Genomic DNA, 21734 nt, shown 5'->3' on the forward strand with positions numbered 1-21734 from the left:
ATGAGCGGCGCAGATCACGAGCGCAATGCGTCGTCACCCGTTCGCCGTACCTCTCGTGCTGATGCCGGGGCTTGTTCTTGGTCAGGCGGTGGGCTCGGGGCCGTGGACGAGGCGGCCGCCCAGGAGGGTGTGGGCGGGGTTGAGGTCGCGCAGGGCTTCGCTCGGGCATCGTGCGGGGTCCCGGTCCCAGATGGTGAGGTCGGCGAGGCGGCCGGGGGTGAGGGTGCCGCGCAGGTGTTCCTCGCCGAGCAGGCGCGCGGCCTGCGTGGTGTGGAGGGCGAGGGCCTCCTCGTACGTGACGGAGTGCTCGGGACCCTGGACGCCGATGACGGTCTGCCGGGTCGTCATGCCCCAGACGGAGCGCATCGCGCCGAACTGACCGACGGGGTAGTCGGAGCCGGCGGCGACCAGCGCGCCCTGGTCCAGCCACCCCCGGGCCGGGAACAGCGCGGCGACCCGCTCCGGTCCCCAGAACTCGCGCTCGACGTCGGCGGTGTCGTGCAGCAGCGGCTGCTGGATGGTGACGGGGATGCCCAACGCGACGGCGCGGGCCCGCTGTCCGGGGCCGGCCAGAGCCCCGTGCTCCATGACGAGGGTGCCCGCGGGCAGGCCGGGATGGTTGCGCAGCACGCGCTCGTAGACGTCGAGGAGGATGCGCACGGCACGGTCGCCGTAGGCGTGGGTACCGACCCGCCACCCCCGCCGGACCACGGCTTCCACGGCCTCGACCAGCGCGTCGGGCTCCCAGGTCAGGGTGCCCGAGAAGGCGTGGTCGCAGGCGTACGGCTCCTCGGTGGCTCCGGCCTCCAGGCCGCCGTCGAGACCGAACTTGACCCCCCACACGCGCAGCCCCGGGTCGGCGCCGTAGCGCCAGTCCTCCATGGCGTCGAGCAGGTCCTCCACCTGGGCGGCGCTGGACAGGCCGAACGCGGATATCAGCGCGCGCACCCGGGTGTGGAGCGCCCCGGCCTCGCGGGCGGCCAGCAGAACGGCGTAGTCGTCGAGCGAGACGGCGCAGTCGCGCACGGTGCCGATCCCCGTGGCGGCGTACCGGCCGCTGGCCAGCCGGAGCCCGTCGATGCGCTGCGCCCGGCTCCGCGCCGGAACGTGCCGCTCCACCAGGCCCAGCGCGTTGTCGATGAGCCTGCCGTTGAGCCGGCCGTCGGCATCCCGCCCGATCACGCCACCGGCCGGTACAGGCGTGTCCTCCGTGATACCCGCCAGCCGCAGGGCGTAGCTGTTGACCACGTCGTTGTGGCCGCCGCGCTTGACCAGGACCGGGTGGCGGTCGGTGGCCTGGTCGAGTTCGGCGGCGGTGGGCATACGGCGCTCCGCCAGATGGAGTTCCTGCCAGTTCGTGGTCGTACGGATCCACTCGCCCTCGGGCGTCGTGGCGGCCCGCTGCCGGATCAGGTCCAGGAACTCAGCGAGGGTGCGCGCCTGGTGGACCGGTACGTCATGTGCGCTGTGGCCCGCGAAGATCAGATGGGTGTGCGTGTCGTCGAACGCCGGCAGCACCGTGGCCCCGGGCACGTCCAGGACCCGGGTACGCGCGGTCACCCATCCGTCGAGCCCCTTCGGATCGGATGACACCGCGGCGATGCGATCGCCCCGCACCGCCAGCGCCCGCTGCGGCTCCTGACCGGGCACCAGCGTGTGCACCGCGGCGGCTCGCACCAGCAGATCGGCACCGTGATCGTTCATGGTCGTCTCCCACATCAGCCCGATGACCTCCGACCAGACCGTTGTACGGGTCCGCAGCAGACAGCCTCACATTCGGCGGTCGTTCGCATAGGAAATCCGACATCACCGGGCCCTAGGATGCCGATCATGCGACAGGCTCTCGACGAGACCGACCGCCGGATCGTGGCCGTTCTCCTCGCCTCGCCCCGTGCCCCCTGGCGTGAGGTCGGCCGCGTCCTCGGACTGTCGGAGCGCACCGTCGTACGCCGCGCCGCTCCGCTGTACGCCGACGGCACCCTGCGGGCCACCGTCGTCCGCAACCCCGCGTGCTTCCCCGGCCTGGTGCCCATCGCCCTGCGCATCCGCTGCCGCCCACACCAGATCCGGCAGGTGGCCCGCGCCCTCGCAGGCCGCGGCGACACCGTGTGGGTCGACATCCTCGGCGGCGGCGACGAGGTCTCCGCCGTCTTCTTCCTCGACGGCCCCGAGGCCCGCAACGCGCTTCTGCTGCGCGACCTGCCAGCGACCGACGCCGTGCACTCCTGGACCGCCCACACCCTGTTGCGGGTCTTCCCCACCGCGTTCCGCTGGACCGCCGGCCTGCTCTCACCGGAGGAAGCCGACCGGCTCACCCCCGCCCCGACGACCGCGCGGCCCGAGCCGCTGGACCTCGACAGGACGCTGATCGCGGCCCTCGCGGAGGACGGCCGCAGCACGTACACCGAACTCGCCCGCCGCGCGGGCACCACCGCGCTCACCGCCCGCCGGCGCCTCGACGCGCTCGTGCGCGGCCAGGTCCTGCGCCTGGCCACCGAGGTGGACCTCGCCCTGCTCGGCGCGCACGCCGAGGCCCTGCTGTGGATCAACGCGCAGCCCGGCGCACTGCAGGAGACCGCCGAGACTGTCGCCAGCCACCCGCAGGTCCGGTTCACCGCCGCGACGACCGGACCCGCCAACCTGCTGGTCGCCGTAGCCGCGGCCGACCTGGACGCCCTCTACGCCTTCCTCGTCACCGTGATCGGCCCGCTCGGCGGGATCACCGCGATCGACACGACCCCGCTCCTGGCGACGGCCAAACGCACCGGCCTCACCCGCCGCTCACCCGGAGGCGGTCCGTGACGTGCCCCGGTCCCGCCGGCAGGCGGCGAGCAGGAAGAGCCAGATCTCGCCGACGGTGGGGAAGCAGGCGATGACGTGCCGGAGCCGCTTGAGCGGAACCTCGCCCGTGGCCGCGATGGTCGCCGAGTGCTGCAGCTTGCTGACGCCGGGTCCGACGAACGTCACGCCGAGCAGCACCTCCCGGTCCAGGTCGACTACCAGCCGGGCATGACCCCGGTAGCCGTCGGCGTACAGATGGGTGCCCTGCGCGGCGTTGAAGTCGAGGTCGACGGTCTTGATCCGGTGACCTGCGGCCGCAGCAGGACCTTGCTGGGGACGCGGGCTCAGTAGGAGCATTCACCGCCGGTCAATTTCCCCGCATCGCGATCGCTGCTGCTGGTGAGCTGTTCTCGGGGCCGCCGGTGAGCTGTTCGCGGATCGCTCGACGGTGCTCGACGGCGATCGGCCTCGCGCCGGCCGAGCGGACCGCGCGCTGCCCGTCGGAGGCCGCAGGCCGGGGCAGTCGGTGTTGCGACTGCGGAGCCCGTGTGCCGACCATGGACATGTGCGCCCCGGCGCGGGTGCGGGGCGGACAAGCAGCACTCGCCATTGTCGTACCGCGCACTGACGACCGTCATCCGCCCACCCACAGGCCCGGGATCCGGCCTGCGGATCCATGGAACCGCGAGATGTGCCCTTTGGTGGGCCCTGGCCATGTGGCTCACCAAGAGCGGCCATAAGCGTCGACTCTGACCGCCGCGTAGGCCCTCACCAGCGGTGCCGGCCGGCCGGTGCGCAAGCGGCGACCGGAGCGGCCCGGTCGGCCCAGCGCTGATGACCGGCATGAGCGCGGCCTGTCGCGGGACCGGAATCCCCGGAAGGCGTCGGCTCTTTGGACTTCCGTTACCTCACGGACGAGGTGACGGGGCGACGGACCGCGGACACACCGCACCCTCGTCCGCCCCCGACTTTTCGATACGAAGGACGGCCCCCATGGCTTCTGTTGATCTGACCGGGCGGGTGGCTCTGGTGACCGGGGCGACCAGCGGAATCGGCGCCGTGACCGCGATGCTGCTCGCCGAGCGCGGTGCGCACGTGCTGGTCGCGGGACGCGACGCAGCCCGCGGCGAGAGCGTCGTCAACGGCATCCGGGCGCGCGGCGGCAAGGCGGACTTCGTCGCCGACGACCTGCGGGACGCGGCCTCGGCCGGCGGCCGGCCCAGCAGGGCACCGCGTTCAGCAGCGCTGCGCCGACCTCGGCCCAGCCGACGTCGACGAGGGTGAAGCCGTCGTCGCCGTCGATCAGGAAGGCGGTGTCCCGTGGAGTCGTCGCGATCCGGGTGATGCCCGGGGCGATCTGCTGATGTGTCGTCATCTCTCAGCTCCCGGATCCGCTCGGGGCAGGGGACATGGCCTTCGCGGGCGAGTTTGGGCGGGATGCCGCCCGCGACGAGGAGGTCCAGGACCAACGGGGGAAGCGCTCCGCCCTTGAGACCGAGACCGGACGCTGTGTTCTCGACTCGGCCCTGGGCGAAGTGCAGGCGCATGGTGGCGCCGTCGCCGAAGGCGGCCGTGATCCCGGGACCGTCAGGGCGGGCAGGCCGTGGTTGACGCGGTTGCGCAGGAACAGCGAGTTCAACTCCTCGGCCACCAGCGCGGCCACACCCAGTTCGCGGAAGAGGGCGGCGACCGGGCCGGCGTTCCGCCGGTTCGGGCAGCGGCAGGGAGACCCTCCCGGATCCGCTCGCACTCCACATCTGTGACCATGCGACGCCGCTGCCCACGGGGCGGCCCGGGCCGGGAGTGAGACGGGCTCGTTCCCGGCCCGGGCCGGATGTCCGGTGCGGATCCGCTACAGCTCCGCTCGTACCGCGCGGGCGGCCGCGACCAGGTTCTCCAGCGAGGCGCGGGTCTCCGGCCAGCCGCGGGTCTTCAGGCCGCAGTCGGGGTTGACCCACAGCCGTTCGGCGGGCATCGCCCGCAGGCCGGTGCGCAGCAGTTCGGCCGCCTCCTGTGTGCCGGGGACGCGCGGGGAGTGGATGTCATAGACACCGGGTCCGGCCTCGCGCGGGTAGCCGTGCGCGGCCAGTTCCCGGGCGACCTGCATATGGGAGCGGGCGGCCTCCAGGCTGATCACATCGGCGTCGAGGTCGTCGATGGCCTGGACGATGTCACCGAACTCGGCGTAACACATGTGGGTGTGGATCTGGGTGTCCGGGCGTACGCCACCCGTGCTGAGCCGGAACGCCTCGGTGGCCCAGGAGAGATAGGCGGCGCGGCCGGCGGCGCGCAGCGGCAGGGTCTCGCGCAGCGCCGGCTCGTCGACCTGGATCACCGAAGTCCCCGCCTCCTCCAGGTCGTTCACCTCGTCGCGCAGGGCGAGGGCGACCTGCCGGGCGGTCTCGGCGAGGGGCTGGTCGTCGCGGACGAAGGACCAGGCGAGCATCGTGACGGGGCCGGTGAGCATGCCCTTGACGGGGCGGTCCGTCAGTGACTGGGCGTACCGCGTCCAGCGCACGGTCATCGGTGCCGGCCGCGCGACGTCACCGGCGAGGATCGGCGGGCGGACGTAGCGGGTGCCGTAGGACTGGACCCAGCCGTGCTGGGTGGCGAGGTAGCCGGTGAGCTGTTCAGCGAAGTACTGGACCATGTCGTTGCGTTCGGGCTCACCGTGGACCAGGACGTCGAGTCCGGTCTTCTCCTGGAAGGAGATCACCTCGCGGATCTCCGCCTCGACGCGCTCCTCGTAGCCGGTCGCGCCGATGCGGCCGGCACGCAGGTCGGCGCGGGCTGTGCGCAGTTCGGCGGTCTGCGGGAACGAACCGATCGTGGTCGTGGGCAGCAGCGGCAGACCGAGGCGGGCACGCTGGGCCGAGGCCCGCTCGGCGTACGGCTGGGAGCGGCGCGCGTCGGCCTCGGTGACGGCGGCCGCACGAGCCCGTACGGCCGCGTCGCGGGTGAGGGGGGAGCGGGCGCGGGAGGCCAGGTCGGCCCGGTTCGCGGCCAGTTCCGCGGCGATCGTGTCGACGCCGTGGGTGAGGCCCTTGGCGAGGGTGACGACCTCGGCGGTCTTCTGCCGGGCGAAGGCGAGCCAGCGCAGGATCTGCGGCTCGATGTCCCGTTCCACGGCGGCGTCGAGCGGCACATGCAGGAGGGAGCAGGACGGCGACACGTCGACACGGTCCGCGAGACCGAGCAGGGTGCCGAGCGTGGCGAGGGACTGCTTGAGGTCGTTGACCCAGATGTTGCGGCCGTTGACGACGCCGGCGACCAGGCGCTTGCCGGGCAGCCCGCCGACGGCCGCGAGGGCGTCGAGGTTGGCGGCGGCCGCCTCGGTGAAGTCCAGGGCCAGGCCCTCGACCGGAGCCTTGGCCAGCACGGGCAGCGCCTCGCCGAGCCGGTCGAAATAGGAGGCCACCAGCAGTTGGGGCCGGTCGGCGAGGGCTCCGAGATCGCGGTAGGCGCGGGCTGCGGCGTTCAGTTCGGCCGGGGTACGGTCCTGCACGAGCGCGGGCTCGTCGAGCTGGACCCACTCGGCGCCGGCCGCACGCAGGTCGGCGAGGATCTCGCCGTACACCGGCAGCAGCCGGTCCAGCAGGGTGAGCGGTTCGAAGTCGCCGGCCACGCCGGGCGCGGGCTTGGCCAGCAGCAGGTAGGTGACGGGCCCGACGAGGACGGGCCGGGCGGTCAGGCCCAGACCGACGGCCTCCTTGAGCTCCGCCACCTGCTTGGCCGAGTCGGCCGTGAACACCGTGTCCGGGCCCAACTCGGGCACAAGATAGTGGTAGTTGGTGTCGAACCACTTGGTCATCTCCAGCGGCGCGACGTCCTGGGTCCCGCGCGCCAGGGCGAAGTACCCGGCGAGCGGATCCGCGGCGACCGCGTCCCGGTGGCGTGCGGGGATCGCGCCGAGCATGACGGTGGTGTCGAGTACATGGTCGTAGTACGAGAAGTCGCCGGTCGGCGCCTCGTCGACGCCGGCGTCCGCCAACTGCCGCCAGGTACCGCGGCGCAGTTCGGCCGCGGTGGCCCGGAGGGTGTCGGCGGTGACACGGCCCTTCCAGTAGCCCTCGATCGCCTTCTTCAGTTCGCGGTTCCTGCCCTGGCGGGGGTAGCCGTACACGGTGGCCCGTGCTGCCGCGGCTGCGGACTTGCTGGTCACGGAGATCTCCTTCGCGAGATGAATCCCTGAGATCCCGGCGACGGGACGAGAGCGCGAAGGGGGTGACGGACCGGGCGACAACGGCCCACGGCCGCCCGCTCGGTTGTCTGCGCCGACCCGCCCTCGAGGTCACCGGGATGTCCGTGCACGAGTCGTCCCGCACACGGGCAGTTGGCAGGTCTTCGGACTCGCGGGCACGTCCTCTCCCAGGAGGACACCTACTGGCCGTCGCTTCCCGGGCCCGGTACATCGGACCCAGTGCGTATGACGGCGGTCGTTCCCGCTCACCGCTGCGGGGCAGTCCCGGATTCCCACCGGGTTCCCTCTTGCGACGCGTCCCGCCTGGCTGACGGGGCGAACCAGCTGCAGAAGTCACCCTACGGGGCCGACCGGAGACGCGGTGGCGTACGTCCGGCATTCGGAAGGTGAGGTGAGACACGCGGCCGCGGCCCGCCCTGCGAATTCCCGGGAGGACGGTCTCCAGGTGCCTCGGCACGGTGCGGGAACGGGCGGTGCGACCCGTCGGCGGGCTGATTGAAGCCGGTCGGGTGATTGACGGGCCGGTCCCGGCTTGGGAGCGGCCCGTCGCGGGCTCGGGCGGAGAGACTGCGGCCATCCCAGTGGAGGTGGCGAACATATGCTCAGCGACAGCAAAGCGACGATCCTGGCCGAGAGGTCGGGCGTGGCGGACGTCGTCGCCGCCGCGCCGCGCGTGGCGCAGATCGCGGCGCGGCGCGGCGCGGAGACGGAGGCCGCCCGGCGGCTAGCGCCCGAGGTGGTCGAGGCGGTGCGGGAGGCCGGGTTCGCCCGGCACTTCGTCCCCGCGGCCTTCGGCGGTACGGAAGGCCGTTTCACGGACATGACCTCGGCGGTGATCCTGGTCGGCGAGGGGTGCGCCTCGGCGGCCTGGGCCGCCTCGCTGTCCGCCTACGCGGCCCGGTACGGGGCGTATCTGCCCCTGGAGGGCCAGGCGGTGCTGTGGGCCGACGGGCCGGACGCCCTGATGGCGGGCGCGCTCATGCCGGCCGGCAAGGCGGAGCGCGCCTCCGGCGGCTGGCGGCTCAGCGGTGAATGGAAGTACATCAGCGGGGTGCGCTTCGCCGACTGGGTCTTCGCCTGCTCCGCAGTACCCGGCACCGTGGGCCCCGACGGGCGGGGCGAGGTGCGGTTCTTCGCGGTGCCGCGGTCGGACATCACCGTCAAGGACACCTGGTTCACCCTGGGCATGCGCGGTACCGGCAGCGACACCATGGTGCTCGACGACGTCTTCGTGCCCGAGTATCTGACCCTGTCCCGGTTCGACATCAACGCGGGGCGGGCCGCGGCCTCCGAAGCCCGGTGCCACACGGTCCCCGTGAACGCCGTGAACGCCCTGCCGCTCGCCGTCCCCGTGGTGGGCGCCGCGCGGGGTACGGTCCGCACCGCGGCCGAGCAGAACCTCCGCCGGACCGACCGCCGCGGCGCCCCGCTGCGCGAGAAGGCGCCGGTGCAGATCGACCTGGCCCGCTCGGCCGCCGAGGTGGACGCCGCCGAACTCCTCGTCCAGCGCGCCGCACGGGTCGCCGACGGCGTCGAGGAGACCCGGGACGGTGAGGCGGCGGTCCGCGGACCGCGCGACTTCGCGCTGGCGGTCGAACTGTCCGTGTCGGCCGTCGAGCGCCTCTTCCGCGGCACCGGGACGACGGGTCACTTCGACTCCGACCCCGTCCAGCGGTTCTGGCGGGACGTCAACACGGCCGCGTCCCACGTGATCTTCTCCTTCGAGACCGCCGGGGCGGCCTACGGCGCCTGGGCACTGGGCGTCGAGAGCGCGGAACCGAGGCGGTGACCCCGGCTTCCGGGGTCACCGTACGAAGCGGTACTTCAGGTGGGTGGCGCGGGGTGTCCCGACCACCCTGACCTGTTCGAGGCTCCGCCGCCCGGCGCCCACGCCCTCGAAGAGCCGCAGCCCCGCTCCGAGGAGTGCGGGCACCACGTGCAACTGCAGCTCGTCGATGAGGCCCTCCCTGAGGTACTGCCGCACCGTGCTCGCCCCACCCGCGATGTCGACGTTCCGGTCGCCGGCGGCGGCCCTCGCCCGTTCGAGGGCGCTGTGGATGCCGTCGGAGACGAAGACGAACGTGGTGCCGCCCTCCTTGACCAGGGTCGGCCGGGGCCGGTGGGTGAGCACGAAGACCGGCGTCCGGAACGGCGGGTTGTCGCCCCAGAACTCCTCGCCGGTGTCGTACATCATCCGGCCCATGACCACCGCTCCCGTGGCGTCGAACCACTCGCGCATCAGCTCGGAGTCCCGGTTCTCCGCCCCTCCGGTCATGCCCTGGCGTTCCCGCCAGCTCGCCAGGTTGTGGATCCACTCGAAGAGCGGCTCGGCACCGTCTCCTCCCGGATTGCCGACGGAGACGTCGGTGCCGGCGACGTACCCGTCGAGGGAGATGGCCATATCCGCGGTCACGGTCACGATGGATGCTCCTGAAGTCCCTGGAATGTCCTGCCTTCACCCTCACGTCGATCGGGAGCCCGCGCATTCGACAGATCGCCGAAAGTGGCCTCCGGGGACAACCGGTCCGCAGCCGGGGCAATCCGTCCGCGTCGCCCGCCAACGGAGGCTTCGGCGTGCAACAGATGTCATTCTCAAGACCGCCCGCCCAGAGCAGCGCGCCGCCGCAAGCACAAGATCCGCGCCCCCTTCCCTTATCCGAGGGGCGCGGAAACCCTGGAGAGTGAGAAGCCGGACGGCGGACGCGACGCGGAGAGGACGAGCCATGAGTGAGGAACGGTTCGAGGACGGCTGGTACGTGGACGAGCGATGCACCAACTGCGATGTCGCACGGCAGCTCGCGCCGGGCTTGATCGGTGAGGTCGACGGCCGGTCGGCCATCCTGCGCCAGCCACGCGACCACGCCGAGGCGCGGCTTATCCACGCCGCCGCGTATGCCTGCCACACCCGGTCGATCCGTCGCCCGGGCGGACGGCTGGACCCGGCACAGGACCCCTTCCCGATGGCCCTGGACGACACCGTCTACCTGTGCGGACACAACTCCACGCACACCGCGGGCGCCAACTCCTACCTGTTACGTCGCCCCGACGGCACCGCGATGATGGTGGACACCCCGCGCTGGAGCACCGCGCTGGCCGCCCGCTACGAGGAACTGGGCGCCATCACCGACGTGTTGCTGACGCACCGCGACCATGTGGCGCACGGCCGGCGCTACGCCGACCGCTTCGGCGCCCGGCTGTGGATCCACGAAGGAGACCTCGACGCCGCCCCGGACGCCGACCACGTCCTGCGCGGCACCGACCCGGCGGAGATCGCGGACGGTGTGATCGCCTACCCGCTGCCCGGCCACACCCAGGGCAGCGTGCTCTATGTCGCCGACGAGCGGTACTGCTTCAGCGGCGACAGCTTCTACTGGTCACGCACGACCGGGGACCTCGAGGTGGCCGAGAGCGTCACCTGGTACTCCATCACCGAGCTGGCCGCCTCCTTGGCGCGCACCGCCGGCCGGCTGCGCTTCGAGTGGCTGCTGCCGGGCCACGGCGACCGCCGGCGCCTGCCCGCCGACGAGATGGCCCGGCGACTGCGCAAGCTGACAGCCCACACCCGCGAACTGCGGCCCCGGCCCGTCGACTTGACCGCTGTGCGCTGGTAGCGGCCCGTTCGAAGCTGTCGAAACGCCTGGCGGGCCAGGACAATCCGGTGGCGACGTGGCCGCATGTGGAAGCATGCGATCCCATGCGTGCTGCCTACATCGAAGAGCTGGGTCCGGCGGACGTCATCCGGTACGGCGAGATCGCCGCTCCCCGGCCCGGTCCCACCGATGTACTGGTCGATGTCCTGGCCACCACGGTCAATCCGGTGGACACGTTCGTCCGGTCGGGTCTCTTCCCCACACACGTGGACTTCCCCTTCGTCGTCGGCCGTGACCTGGTCGGCACGGTCGCGCAGGCGGGCCCCGGGGTCACCGGCCTCCGGGCCGGGGACCGGGTGTGGTGCAACAGCCTCGGGCACGGAGGCAGGCAGGGCGCGGCGGCGGAGCAGGCAGTCGTGGCGGCCGACCGGCTGTACCGCCTGCCCGAGGGAGTCGACCCGTACGCCGCGGTCGCCGCGGTCCATCCGGCGGCGACCGCCTATCTGGCTCTGTTCGTCCACGGGCGGCTCCACGTGGGCGAGACCTTGCTGGTCGCCGGCGCCGCGGGCAACGTCGGCAGCGCCCTGGTGACCATGGCGGTACGGGCCGGCGCCCGCGTCCTCGCCACGGCCGGCTCGCGGGACGCTCAGTACTGCGCGGAGCTGGGCGCGGCCGAGGTGTTCGACTACCGGGACCCGGACCTGGCCGAGCAGATCCGCGGGGCCGCGCCCTCGGGGATCGACCTGTACCTGGACACGGCGGGCGTCAACGACCTGGAGACCACCGTCGGCCTCCTCGCCCGCAGGGGCCGCGTGGTGCTGCTGGCCGGCGCCAGGACCCGCCCCGTGCTGCCCGCCGGGGCGCTCTACATGAACGACCGGTCCGTCGTGGGATTCGTGATCTCCCACGCGACCCCCGACGAACTCGCCGAAGCCGCCGCATACATCAACGACCTCTTCCGCCAGGGTGTGCTGAGCCCGCGCGGCATCGAGGTCTTCCCGCTGAGCGCGGCGGCCGACGTGCACGCCCGTATGGAGAAGGGCGAACTGCGCGGACGGCGCGCCGTGCTGTGCACGGACGTGACAGCCGGAGACTGACACGCCCGTCGGAAAGCAGCCAGTCAGGAGGGCGGGCCCACGTCGGAGCGACATCGATGTGTACGTTGGCCGATGTCAGCGCCACATGCCGAGCCGTTCGGCAACGGCCAAGGGGAAGACGAACACATGGCACGCGTCGCCGTCATCACCGCGCCCAACATCGGATACCGCAACACAGGGATGCTGACTGTCGACTTGGCGTTCCAGTCCCTGCGACGGCGCCTGGGCAACGAGATCGACGCGACCTGGTACACCCTCCATCCGCCGGAGACCGTGCCGCTGCGCGCGTGCGCCCGAGGAACCGGCTTCCCGTTCCGTTTCCATGCGCTGACCGAGCACCTCGACTCGCTCCGCGACCACGACGCGGTCGTCTTCTGGGGCGACTTCCTGCACACCCGGCACTATCTGGCCCAGGACGCGACGAACCGCCTGCTCGACTTCGGTATCGCCGAGGACCCCGACGCCGCCCGGGCCCTGCTGCACCGCGCCCTGCTGCTGGCGGACCAGCCGGACGAACTCCTCGCCCGGACCCTCAGCTACGGCGGCACGATCCTGCACAACACGCAGTCCGACTACGAGGACAAGGAGTACGGCCCCCTCTTCTCCCGCCTGATGAGACGAAGCCACCGTGTCTGGGTGCGCGACCCGCTGTCGGCGGCCAAGGTCGCCCATCTCCGGGGAGACCGTACGACCGACTGCTTCGGATCCGACGCGGCGCTGCTGTCCCGCCCCGGCGACCTCGACCACCTCCCGACCACGGGATGGTCCGAGGAGGTCCGGGAGGGCGGTGCGATCGGCGTGTTCCTCGGCGCCCGTACCCCGATCCCCGGCTGGCTGCCCGGCTTCTGCCAGAGCCTTTCCGATCGCTTCGGCGCGCCCCTCGAATGGCTGCCATGGTTCGACCGCGACATCCCGTCCCAGGTCGGCCACATCCAGACCCGCCCGGGTGCCCACACCATCGGTGACCTGGTGCGCGTCCTCTCCCGCTATCGACTGGTGATCACGGACACCTACCACCTGTGTGTCAACGCCTGGGGTTCCGGCACCCCGGTGGTGTGCGTCGGTGCCCCCGAGCCCCGTCCGACGACCGACGACGACTACCTGACGCTGAGCGACGTCAAGAAGCACGTGTTCCACATGGCCTACGACGCCGCGGACTTCTATCTCTCCACCCTCTCCGACACCCGGGAGGCCCACGCGCGCCGCGCCGGCCGGATCGTACGTCTCGTGGAGGGCGGCGGAGCCGACGCCATCGCCGCGCGGATCCACGAACACGCCGACCGTTCGGCGACCGCCTTCACGGAGACACTCGCGTCGCTGCTCCGCACCGGCCGTTGACGACAGGGGAGTTCCCTGGGCCGTGCAATGGCCGCCGTGTCAGGTGATGTGCCGCAGCAGTGCCTCGACCGCCGCGGGTGGCTCGCCGTGCGGGCGTACCACCATGACCTTCCAGCTGGGTGCGTGCCGGGCGAACCGGTAGGTCGTCAGGTCGGGGAAGCGGCCGGCGATGGACGGGGGCATGATGCAGACGCCCAGGTCGTTGCGGACCAGTTCGGACGCGGCCAGGATGTCGTTCACCTCGAAGGTCGTGGTGTGTTCGACGCCGGCGGCGCGGAAGGCCCGGTCGACGGAGTGGCGGATCGCCCAGCCCGGGGTGAAGTCCACCAGAGGCAACCGGGCGACCTCATCCGGTTCGACGGTGCCCTCGGGGGCGCTGGTGGCGAGGTCCCGGCGCGGGGAGGCGACCAGGACCAGTTCCTCGCGGGACAGCAGCCGGGTCACGAGCCCGCGCTGCTGCTGGCGGTCCAGCGCGACCACCGCCAGGTCCACCGTGCCCTCGCGCAGGGCTTGCCGGATGTCGGTCACCGCGGCCTGGCGCAGCTGGACCACCACCCCCGGGTGCTCCGACCGCAGCGCGGCCAGCGCGTGGTGCAGCCCCGCCCAGACCCCCTGCATGATGCCGACGGTCACCCGGCCGCGCAGTTCTCCCTTGGCCGCGTCGACCGCCTCGCGGGTCAGCTCGGCGGCCCGCAGTGTCGCCCGGGCCGCGGGTACGAACGCCTCCCCGGCCGGGGTGAGCGCTACGCGGTGGGTGTTCCGGGTGAACAGCGGGGTGCCCAGCTCGCGTTCGAGAGCGCGGACCGCGCCGGACACGGCGGACTGGACCACGTGCAGCCGCCGCGCCGCCGCGGTGAACCCGCCCGCGTCCGCCACCGCGACGACGACTTCCATCTGCCGCAGGTCCACCATCCGCTCCCGATGACGCAGCGCCCGTCCGAGGGGCGAGGCTCCTCGCTGCATGGTATGCGGACGAACCGTGGACGGCCGCCGGCCGCCGGGCGTGCCGGGCGCGTCCGCGGCCGACGGCAGCCCCGGTGGCTCTGCAGCCGGCGGCGCCCTTACCCGGCTACCCGGCGCTGTGGGCGGCGCGCCGCTCCGTCGCCCTCCGGTGCTCGGTGAGCCAGTACAGGAGCGCGAGGACGGGCAGGGCCGCGCCGAGGGCTGTGACCGCCGTCCAGCCGCCGGAGTGGTAGGTCAGCGAGCCGAGCTGGGAGCCGAGGGCGCCGCCGAGGAAGAAGGTGGCGATGAAGGCGCTGTTGAGGCGGGCGCGGGCGTGCGGGTCGAGTTGGTAGATGGTGTGCTGGCCGAGTATGAGCGTCGCCTGGACGGTCATGTCGAGCACGATGGCCGCGAGGGCGATCAGGACGATGTGGTGCCGGCCGAGACCCGCGAGGGCGAAGGCGAGCGCGGCCAGGACGAACGCGGCGCCGGTCATGGGCCGGGTCAGCTTGCGGTCGGCCCACTGCCCGGCCAGCGGCGCCACGGCGGCGCCGGCGGCTCCGACCAGGGCGAAGATCCCGACGCCGATGGGGGAGTAGCGGAACCCGGGACCGGTGAGGACGTAGGAGATGGTGGTCCAGAAGGCGCTGAAGGCGCCGAACATCGCCGCCTGGTACAGGCTGCGGCGCAGCAGCGCGGGGTGGACGCGGATCAGCCGAAGGGTGGAGTGCAGCACCCGGACGTACGGGATGGTCGTGGTGGGCGCGTGCTGGGGCAGGGCCGAGCGCAGGGTGAGGGCGAGGAGGGCCATCAGGACGGCGGAGCCCAGGTAGACCACGCGCCAGCCGGCGACGTCGGAGACCAGGCTGCTCAGGGTGCGCGAGAGCAGGATCCCGGTGAGCAGGCCGCTCATCACCCGGCCCACGATCCGGCCGCGGGCGTGGTCGGGGGCGAGGCTCGCGGCGAACGGGACCAGGATCTGGGCGACGACCGAGGTGGAGCCGCTGATCAGGGACGCGATCAGCAGCACGGGGAAGTTCGTGGCGAGTCCGGCCGCCACCAGTGCGAGGGTGGTGACCGTCAGCAGGGCTGTGATCAGGCCGCGTTTCTCCAGCCGGTCGCCGAGCGGGACCAGGAAGAGCATGCCGATCACATAGCCGATCTGGGTGAGTGTGATCAGCCAGCCGGCGGCGGCGGTGCTGAGGTGGAAGACGTCGCGGAACGAGGAGAGCAGGGGCTGGGCGTAGTACAGATTGGCGACTGTCATGCCGGAGGCGGCCGCCAGCAGCGCGATCAGCCAGCCTGGCACACCGTGTGCGGGCTCGGCGCTGGTCGCACCCTGGGAGGAGGTCCGGAGTTCGGATGGCTGAGGCACGGGGACCTTCTTCGGAACGGGGAGCCGATCGGTTCGGCTCGGAGGAATGCCTGGCGACGATCGAGCGGCGTCCTTGCTGCTCTCACCGGTCATCAGCGCGGGCCCGGCCCTTCCGCTTCCCGCTCGGTGGCGATGGTTACGGATGTCTGTCATCTCTCCTGGAGATGATCCGACGGGTCGCCTGGTGACGGCCGTGCGGTGGAGTGGTCGAGGCCGAGCGGCCGGCCGAGGCGGCACGGGTCGATGTCCTGACCGCACGCGAGGTGCCCTCGTTGGCCCCGGGCGATGACCGTACGACGCACCCTCCCGCAGCGCGCCCGGACCCTGATCGGAGCCTGGTGCTTCGCCGCCGCCGACGCTCGGCTTCGCTCGCGGGGGCCCCATCGGCCCCGACGATGTCTCGGCCACAGGCGGCATGGACGTAGCCCGCCCGGCGTCCGCACACCGGACGACTGCAGACGGTGAGCTGGCTGTTCACCACGTACAGCTGTGGGTGGCGTTGTCCGGGGAACACCGGAACACCGAACGGGACTTCCAGCACCACGCGACCGAGCCCGCGGTGATCGACGGCGCCAAGGCTTTGATTCACCATATCGAGTGGCGTATTGGTGGGAATTCACGCGTGATGGCCCAGTTTTCCGGTATATCCGAGTCGCCTACTCGCTCACCTGGCGCGGCCGCACTGGTAGTCCTACATCATGTAGGACTACTGTGTGCTCCGAGAACCTGCCGCGTTCCCCTCCGAAGGGTGCCTTGGTGTGTCACTGATGAGGATGGTTGGTCCACTCAGCCTGGAGGCCATGTGGTAACGACGGACACCCCGGCCGTGCAGCCGTCCGAAGAAGTGCTCATCAGTATCGTCCTGCCCGTCTACCAGGTGCAGGAGTATCTGCCGGAGTGCCTCGACTCGGTCCTCGGGGCGTCGCAGTCCTTTCAGGCCGTTGAGGTCGTGGCCGTGGACGACTGTTCCCCTGACGGCAGCGGTGCCCTCCTCGACGAGTACGCGGCCCAGGACCAGCGGCTGCGCGTGGTCCACCTGCCGCAGAACGTCGGCCTCGGCCGAGCGCGCAGCGAGGGACTGGCGCGGGCCAGGGGCGCATACGTGTGGTTCGTCGACAGCGACGACCGGCTGACCGACGGAGCACTCGCCGCGGTCGCAGAGCGGCTGAAGCGGACCGACCCTGACGTGCTCCTCGTCGACCACGCCCTCGTCGACCCGGACGGAGGCGTGGAGCGCAATGTGCGTGCGCATCTGTTCCGGGACGCCCCCGAGACGTTCACGCTCGCGGAGCACCCGGGCACCCTGGACCTCATCATGACCGCGTGGAGCAGGGTGCTGCGCCGCGAGTTCCTGCTGGGCCTGGACCTGGAGTTCGGGCACGGGTACTACGAGGACATCTCCGTCACCTATCCCGCCCTGCTCGCCGCGCGCCGGCTCAGCATGCTCGACCGTGTCTGTTACCACTACCGGCGCGGGCGTGAGGGAGCGATTACCAACACCTCCAGCCCGAAGCACTTCGATCTCTTCGGCCAGTACGAGCGGATCTTCGCCTTCATCGACCGCGAGGCCGAGACCGCCGAGCCCTTCCGCGGGGCGGTGTTCGACCGGACCGTACGCCATGCGACGACGGTGCTGGCCGCCCCCGGACTTGTGCCGGAGAACATGCGGCGCGATTTCTTCCGGCAGGTGTCGGAACACTTCCGGAGATTCCGGCCGCGCGACTACTCCCACCCGTCCGGGCTGCGCGGCCTTCAGTACCGGCTGGTGGAGCGGGGCGCCTATCCCGCGTACGCGGCCTTGGAACCGGTGAACCGGCTTCGTCTGGCCCTTCGTACCCCCCTCGGCCGGGGGCGCCGTGCGGCACGGCGGGCACCCCGGCTCGCGGCAACGGCGCTCCGGCGGGCCTACTACCGTGCTTGCCTGCTGCTTCCCGTCGATGACGGTCTTGCCGTCTATGCCGCCTACTGGAGCCGCGGCTACGCCTGCAATCCGGCGGCCGTCTTCGAGAAGGCCCGCGAGCTCACGCCCGGCATCCGCGGGGTGTGGGTGGTCGCCAAGGACAGGACGGGGTCCATCCCGCCGGGGGTCGAGTACGTGGTGGACGGATCGGCACGGTGCCTGCGCACCATGGCGCGGGCCAAGTATCTGGTCAACAACGTCAACTTCCCTTATGAGCTGCCCAAACGGCGGGGCGCGGTGCTGGTGCAGACTCAGCACGGCACGCCCCTGAAGAAAATGGGAACGGACTTGCGGGACCACCCCGCTGCCGCACACGGCATGAACTTCGACCGGCTGGTGGAGCAGTGCGGGCGATGGGACTTCCTGGTTTCGCCGAACCCGCACACCACCGAGGTGTTCACCAGGGTCTACCCCGGCGACTACGAGGTACTCCAGACGGGCTATCCGCGCGTCGACCGGCTGGTCAACGCCTCGCCCGACCAGGCGAACCGGGTGCGGAGCGAACTGGGCATCGCCCATGGGCAGACCGCCGTCCTCTATGCGCCCACCCACCGCGACCACCAGGACCAGGCGACGGCTCTGCTCGACGTGCGGCGGTTCGCCGATCAGCTCGGTGAAGACCATGTCCTACTCGTGCGTTCGCACTACTTCGACACCCCTCAGACCACCCCGTCGCGGGGCGTCGTGGACGTTTCGTCCCACCCGTCGATCGAAGACCTGTGCATCGCCGCCGATGTGCTGATCACCGACTACTCCTCAGTGATGTTCGACTACGCCGCACTGGACAGGCCGATCGTGATCTACGCGCCCGACTGGGAGACGTACCGCCGCGCACGAGGCGTCTACTTCGACCTCCTCGCCGAGGCGCCCGGAGTGGTCGCCACCACGCAGGCGCAACTTGCCGAGATCTTCCTCAGCGGCGAGTACACGGGGCCGCGCGTGGCCAAGCGGCGCTCCGGATTTCGGGCACGCTTCTGCCCCTACGACGACGGACACGCGGCCGAGCGCGTGGTGCGCAGCGTCTTCCTGGGAGAGCTGGCCAACACGAACAGGTCAGCGCCGACGGGCAGTTGACCTCGTCGTCGCTCAACTCCGCACGCGACGGACGACCCGTCCGGCGACAACGCGGCGCATCCCGGAAAGGCCATCCGCGACACGCACGGCGAGACAGCCACTGCTGGTGGCGTACGGCTGGAGCAGCAGCACCCGTCCCCGACGGCCCATCCGTACCAGCCGCCTGAGGCCGGATCCCGCACGAAGCGGCCTCGTGGCCGACTCGCCGTCCCGGAAGGTCAGGGTCAACCAGACGTCCCACGTGGTGATCGTGCCGCCTCGACAGAGCGCCGCCACGTCGGCAGTGACGACGGCACGCCAGCCGTGTCCGCCTGGCTCGGCTTCCCACGCCGCCTCGTACCGGTGTGCCGCGCCCGTCACCCGGTGCCGCAACTCGACGGTCGCCCGCTCCGGGCCGGCGTGCGCGATCCTGCCGTAGAGGTCGGCCAGTCGTAGTTCGAGCACGAGTCGACGGCCCGCGCCTACGTTTCCGAGGACGTGGAAGGGCAGCAGCGCGACCGGGGCGTCGGCGAGACCGTCGAGCACGATCTCGTCCGTTCCCTCGGGGACGGAACTAGCCTCGTCCCACAGCGGCCGCCGCGCGTCACCGGCATACGGCGGCGTCAGCCGCGGCGGGCTGGCCGCCAACTCGCCCAGCCGCCGGATGCCCGCGGCATGTCGCTCGCGTCCGAGCAGCACCTTGGTGCGCCAGCGGGCAGCGAGAGTGGCCCGGCGCACGGCCTCCGCCTCGAAGGCGCTCACGTGCTCGCGGGCTGTCCGCCACCAGGCGTCCTGGTACTCCGTCGTACGCTGCGGCAGTTCGCTCAGGTAAACGGCGAGATCGAACTCGAGGAATTTCGTCTGCGCGGCGATCAGCAGATCCCGGTCGCCGCTGTCCCGCATGATCTCCAGCACCTGCTGATGGGCAGTGACCCTGTCCTGCCAGTTCTGGATCCGGTCCCGGCGCAGCGAGATCGAAGCCCGGCCGGTGCCATAGCGCACATGCCAGACGTAGACGGTTTCGGGCGTGACGGCGAAGCGCGGCCCGGCCGCGTAGACACGCGCGGTGAACACGAAGTCCTCGTAGTGCGCTGCGCCGTCGGGGAAACGGATCCGCCGGGACACCAGGAAGTCACGGCGGTAGATCTTGTTCACCGACAGCGTGTCCCACAGCGTCTGCGGGCGCCCGGCCACCCCGTTGTGCACCGACTCCGTGGTGAACAACTGTTCCTGCCAAGGTATTTCCCGTCCACCGGGCAGCTCGCGCCGAACGCACAGGCCTGCCGCCACATCGGCGCCATGCCGGAGCGCGACGGCGAGCAGCGTGTCCACAGCCTTCGGCGGAAGCACGTCGTCACTGTCGAGGAACACGAGCCACGGGTGGCGGGCCGCGTCGATACCGTCGTTGCGCGGGGTACCGCAGCCGCCGCTGTTGGCGGCACGGCGTACGACGCGCACGCGCGGCTCGGTGGCTGCGAGCTGTCCCAGTACATGAGGTGTGTCGTCGGTGGAAGCGTCGTCCACGACGACGACCTCGCCGACCGCATCGCCCTGTGCGAGAGCCGAGGCCACCGCCTCCGCGACGTGCTCCGCGTCGTTGTAGGCGATGACCACCACCGTAACCGCCGCATCGTTCGAGCTGGACAACTCCGCTCCCCTTCGTGCGGGACCCGATGAACTCCTACATTATGTGGGACTACGTTGTTGATCTTCCTCTTCGGCACCAGGTCTTACCCGACGTGCGTCAAACAGGCCGGGCGCCGTGCTGTACTGGGCCGATGCTTTTCAGGACGAGGCACACCGCAGCCCCGTCGCCCTGGCCAGCTATGACCCGGTTCCCGACGTCATGGGGGTGCTGGCCGGCGCGCTGCTCATGGGCGGGTTGCTCCGGGCTCTTGCGGTCGTATGGCGCCGATGGTCGTCGCTGCGCGCGCTTGCTCTACCGAGGGGACGGCCCGCGGCCGGTGACCTGGTCGTGATCGAGGCGGACCGGCCGGACGCGTACGCGCTGCCGGGCCGCCCGCGGAGAGTCGTGGTGACCACCGCGATGCTGCGCGCTCTGCCCGCCGACGAGCCGGCCGTGCTGCTCGCCCACGAACGTGCCCACTTGCTCCACCGACACCACCTGTACGCAACGGTCGCCGAGGCAGTGGCCGCCTGCAACCCGATGCTGAGGCCGGTGCGCGATCACACCACCTTCCACATCGAGCGCTGGGCGGATGAGGAAGCCGCGCAGACGACCGGCAGCCGCCCGCTGGTGGCCCGTTCCCTGATCCGTGCCGCGCTCGCGATCGCCGATGCCGCCCGAACACGTGAGCCGCAGGGAGTCCTGGCCTATCTGCGGCACAGGGTCACCGCGCGCGTCGGTGCTCTACACGCCGAACGCCCGAACAGCCACTGGGGCGCGGTCCTTGCCGCCGTTGCCGTCACCGCCCTGACCTGCTTGGCCCTCGCCGAAGTCACGTCCGGCCTGGCCCGTTGCCTGCGCGTTCTGCACCTGTCCTGAGGGCGACCGGGACACACCGGTCCGGGGCCCATCCGCAGTCGTGTCGGCGAGCCCAAGGCCGGCACGGGTACCCCGCCAATCCGCAGGCGAGGCATGAGAGTCACACATCCAGCACGCCGGACGAGCGCCTCACATCCCCGTATCACCCCATACGGCCTTCGACGCCGAGATCCGGCTGGATCCGGGCGTCGAGCTGGAACCACCGTCCGCCACGCTGCTCGGAGTCACGGCCTTCATACCGGAGAAGGCGCGCGCCAAGCTATGCGTCGGGGCCGAGCAGAGCGCGCAGCGCGGCTTCGTCCGCGGGGTCGAGGGTCTCGACGAAGCGCTGCAGCACGGCCGTGCGGTCGTGGCCGCGCTCCAGCACGGTCTTCATCTGCTCGGCGGAAACGTGGGCCGCTTCCTGGCACGGGTGATAGGCATGGGCTCGACCGACGCGCTTGCGCTCCAGCATCCCCTTGGCGTGCAGCCGGCCCAGTACCGTGAGTACGGTCTTGTACGCGAGTCCCGGTGCGAGGGCAGCCTGAACGGCGCTTGCGGTCATGGGCTCCCCGGCACTCCAGAGCACGGCCATGATCTCGGCCTCCAGAGCCCCGCTCGCTCTGCGGTCGGCGTGCTCGCCACCGCTGTGCTGAGCCATGCCCGCCCCTCCCGTTCCTCCCGCGCTCGCGCCACGCCTGATCCTACGCGCCGTGGGGCGTTGCCTGGGGGGCCGAGTTCGGCGTGCACCGAGCACTGGTTAGTCTTACAAGACGTAGTAGCTTTCCGGGAGTATCAGTCCGCCCGCAGGTCAGGTCCCCTGTCGCGCCCCACGGTGACGAGGCACGATCGGTTTCGCGGCGGTGCGCGGGCTCGCGCCTGGTCGAGGAGTGGCGAGTATGAGTGAACACC

16 protein-coding genes, 1 pseudogene and 1 riboswitch are annotated in these 21734 nt (G+C 71.4%); of the genes and pseudogenes, 9 read left to right on the forward strand and 8 right to left on the reverse strand.

Translation table 11 applies throughout. The annotated features are described in order from the left end of the window. Positions 1 to 81 precede the first annotated feature (81 nt). On the reverse strand, positions 82 to 1704 hold the full coding sequence (locus tag M878_RS88880; RefSeq protein WP_031227149.1) for an amidohydrolase: 1623 nt from the start codon (positions 1702 to 1704) through the stop codon (positions 82 to 84). A 126-nt stretch (positions 1705 to 1830) separates the two neighbouring features. On the opposite strand from M878_RS88880, the gene M878_RS88885 reads away from it, so the two are divergent. After that, on the forward strand, positions 1831 to 2802 hold the full coding sequence (locus M878_RS88885) for an AsnC family transcriptional regulator (RefSeq protein WP_037731231.1): 972 nt from the start codon (positions 1831 to 1833) through the stop codon (positions 2800 to 2802). Here the strand turns inward: M878_RS88885 and M878_RS88890 are convergent. Beyond that, a complete protein-coding gene (locus tag M878_RS88890; RefSeq protein WP_023553311.1) occupies positions 2782 to 3138 on the reverse strand; it encodes a hypothetical protein in 357 nt (118 codons plus the stop codon). The two genes, M878_RS88885 and M878_RS88890, sit on opposite strands and share 21 nt — an antisense overlap. A gap of 636 nt (positions 3139 to 3774) precedes the next feature. Between M878_RS88890 and M878_RS88895 the strand changes: the two genes are divergently transcribed. Next, a complete protein-coding gene (locus tag M878_RS88895) occupies positions 3775 to 4065 on the forward strand; it encodes an SDR family NAD(P)-dependent oxidoreductase (protein ID WP_078630509.1) in 291 nt (96 codons plus the stop codon). A gap of 568 nt (positions 4066 to 4633) precedes the next feature. Here the strand turns inward: M878_RS88895 and metE are convergent. Next, complete coding sequence (gene metE, locus M878_RS88905) at positions 4634 to 6943, reverse strand: 5-methyltetrahydropteroyltriglutamate--homocysteine S-methyltransferase (protein ID WP_023553314.1); 2310 nt, start codon at positions 6941 to 6943, stop codon at positions 4634 to 4636. A 156-nt stretch (positions 6944 to 7099) separates the two neighbouring features. Then, positions 7100 to 7322, reverse strand: a riboswitch (cobalamin riboswitch). 258 nt (positions 7323 to 7580) lie between these two features. On the opposite strand from metE, the gene M878_RS88910 reads away from it, so the two are divergent. Further along, complete coding sequence (locus M878_RS88910) at positions 7581 to 8771, forward strand: acyl-CoA dehydrogenase family protein (RefSeq protein ID WP_023553315.1); 1191 nt, start codon at positions 7581 to 7583, stop codon at positions 8769 to 8771. Between the two features lie 15 nt (positions 8772 to 8786). On the opposite strand, the gene M878_RS88915 is transcribed toward M878_RS88910, so the two are convergent. Further along, positions 8787 to 9401 carry a dihydrofolate reductase family protein gene (locus tag M878_RS88915; protein WP_023553316.1) on the reverse strand — a complete coding sequence of 205 codons (615 nt, stop codon included), beginning with the start codon at positions 9399 to 9401 and terminating at the stop codon, positions 8787 to 8789. 304 nt (positions 9402 to 9705) lie between these two features. Between M878_RS88915 and M878_RS88920 the strand changes: the two genes are divergently transcribed. From M878_RS88920 to M878_RS88930, 3 genes are all read left to right on the forward strand, one after another. Further along, a complete protein-coding gene (locus tag M878_RS88920; protein ID WP_023553317.1) occupies positions 9706 to 10593 on the forward strand; it encodes an MBL fold metallo-hydrolase in 888 nt (295 codons plus the stop codon). A gap of 83 nt (positions 10594 to 10676) precedes the next feature. Next, the gene (locus M878_RS88925; RefSeq protein WP_023553318.1) at positions 10677 to 11669 is read left to right on the forward strand and encodes an NADPH:quinone reductase; all 993 of its coding nucleotides are present in this window, start codon (positions 10677 to 10679) and stop codon (positions 11667 to 11669) included. Between the two features lie 126 nt (positions 11670 to 11795). After that, a complete protein-coding gene (locus M878_RS88930) occupies positions 11796 to 13007 on the forward strand; it encodes a polysaccharide pyruvyl transferase family protein (RefSeq protein ID WP_023553319.1) in 1212 nt (403 codons plus the stop codon). Positions 13008 to 13046: 39 nt separating this feature from the next. On the opposite strand, the gene M878_RS88935 is transcribed toward M878_RS88930, so the two are convergent. Together M878_RS88935 and M878_RS88940 are read right to left on the reverse strand one after the other, a co-directional pair. Beyond that, on the reverse strand, positions 13047 to 13970 hold the full coding sequence (locus M878_RS88935) for a LysR family transcriptional regulator (RefSeq protein WP_245238315.1): 924 nt from the start codon (positions 13968 to 13970) through the stop codon (positions 13047 to 13049). A gap of 106 nt (positions 13971 to 14076) precedes the next feature. Then, positions 14077 to 15258, reverse strand: a complete 1182-nt coding sequence (locus tag M878_RS88940; RefSeq protein ID WP_037731233.1) for an MFS transporter — start codon at positions 15256 to 15258, stop codon at positions 14077 to 14079. 269 nt (positions 15259 to 15527) lie between these two features. Between M878_RS88940 and M878_RS000000100730 the strand changes: the two are divergent. Both M878_RS000000100730 and M878_RS88945 read left to right on the forward strand, forming a co-directional pair. Further along, a pseudogene (locus M878_RS000000100730) lies at positions 15528 to 15901 on the forward strand (hypothetical protein); the annotation flags it as partial. A 225-nt stretch (positions 15902 to 16126) separates the two neighbouring features. Continuing rightward, positions 16127 to 18358: a bifunctional glycosyltransferase/CDP-glycerol:glycerophosphate glycerophosphotransferase gene (locus M878_RS88945; protein ID WP_023553322.1), complete on the forward strand. Its 2232-nt coding sequence runs from the start codon at positions 16127 to 16129 to the stop codon at positions 18356 to 18358. A gap of 12 nt (positions 18359 to 18370) precedes the next feature. Here M878_RS88945 and M878_RS88950 read toward each other — a convergent pair whose 3' ends face one another. After that, positions 18371 to 19984 (reverse strand): glycosyltransferase family 2 protein, encoded by a 1614-nt coding sequence (locus tag M878_RS88950; protein WP_031227155.1) that lies wholly within the window; start codon positions 19982 to 19984, stop codon positions 18371 to 18373. A 115-nt stretch (positions 19985 to 20099) separates the two neighbouring features. Here M878_RS88950 and M878_RS92610 point away from each other — a divergent pair, with 115 nt between their 5' ends. Continuing rightward, on the forward strand, positions 20100 to 20843 hold the full coding sequence (locus M878_RS92610) for a M56 family metallopeptidase (protein WP_023553324.1): 744 nt from the start codon (positions 20100 to 20102) through the stop codon (positions 20841 to 20843). Between the two features lie 259 nt (positions 20844 to 21102). Here the strand turns inward: M878_RS92610 and M878_RS88960 are convergent, their stop codons facing one another. Continuing rightward, on the reverse strand, positions 21103 to 21483 hold the full coding sequence (locus tag M878_RS88960) for a BlaI/MecI/CopY family transcriptional regulator (RefSeq protein ID WP_023553325.1): 381 nt from the start codon (positions 21481 to 21483) through the stop codon (positions 21103 to 21105). Between the last annotated feature and the right edge of the window lie 251 nt (positions 21484 to 21734).

It is taken from the genome of Streptomyces roseochromogenus subsp. oscitans DS 12.976 (assembly GCF_000497445.1).
GTDB lineage: Bacteria > Actinomycetota > Actinomycetes > Streptomycetales > Streptomycetaceae > Streptomyces > Streptomyces oscitans.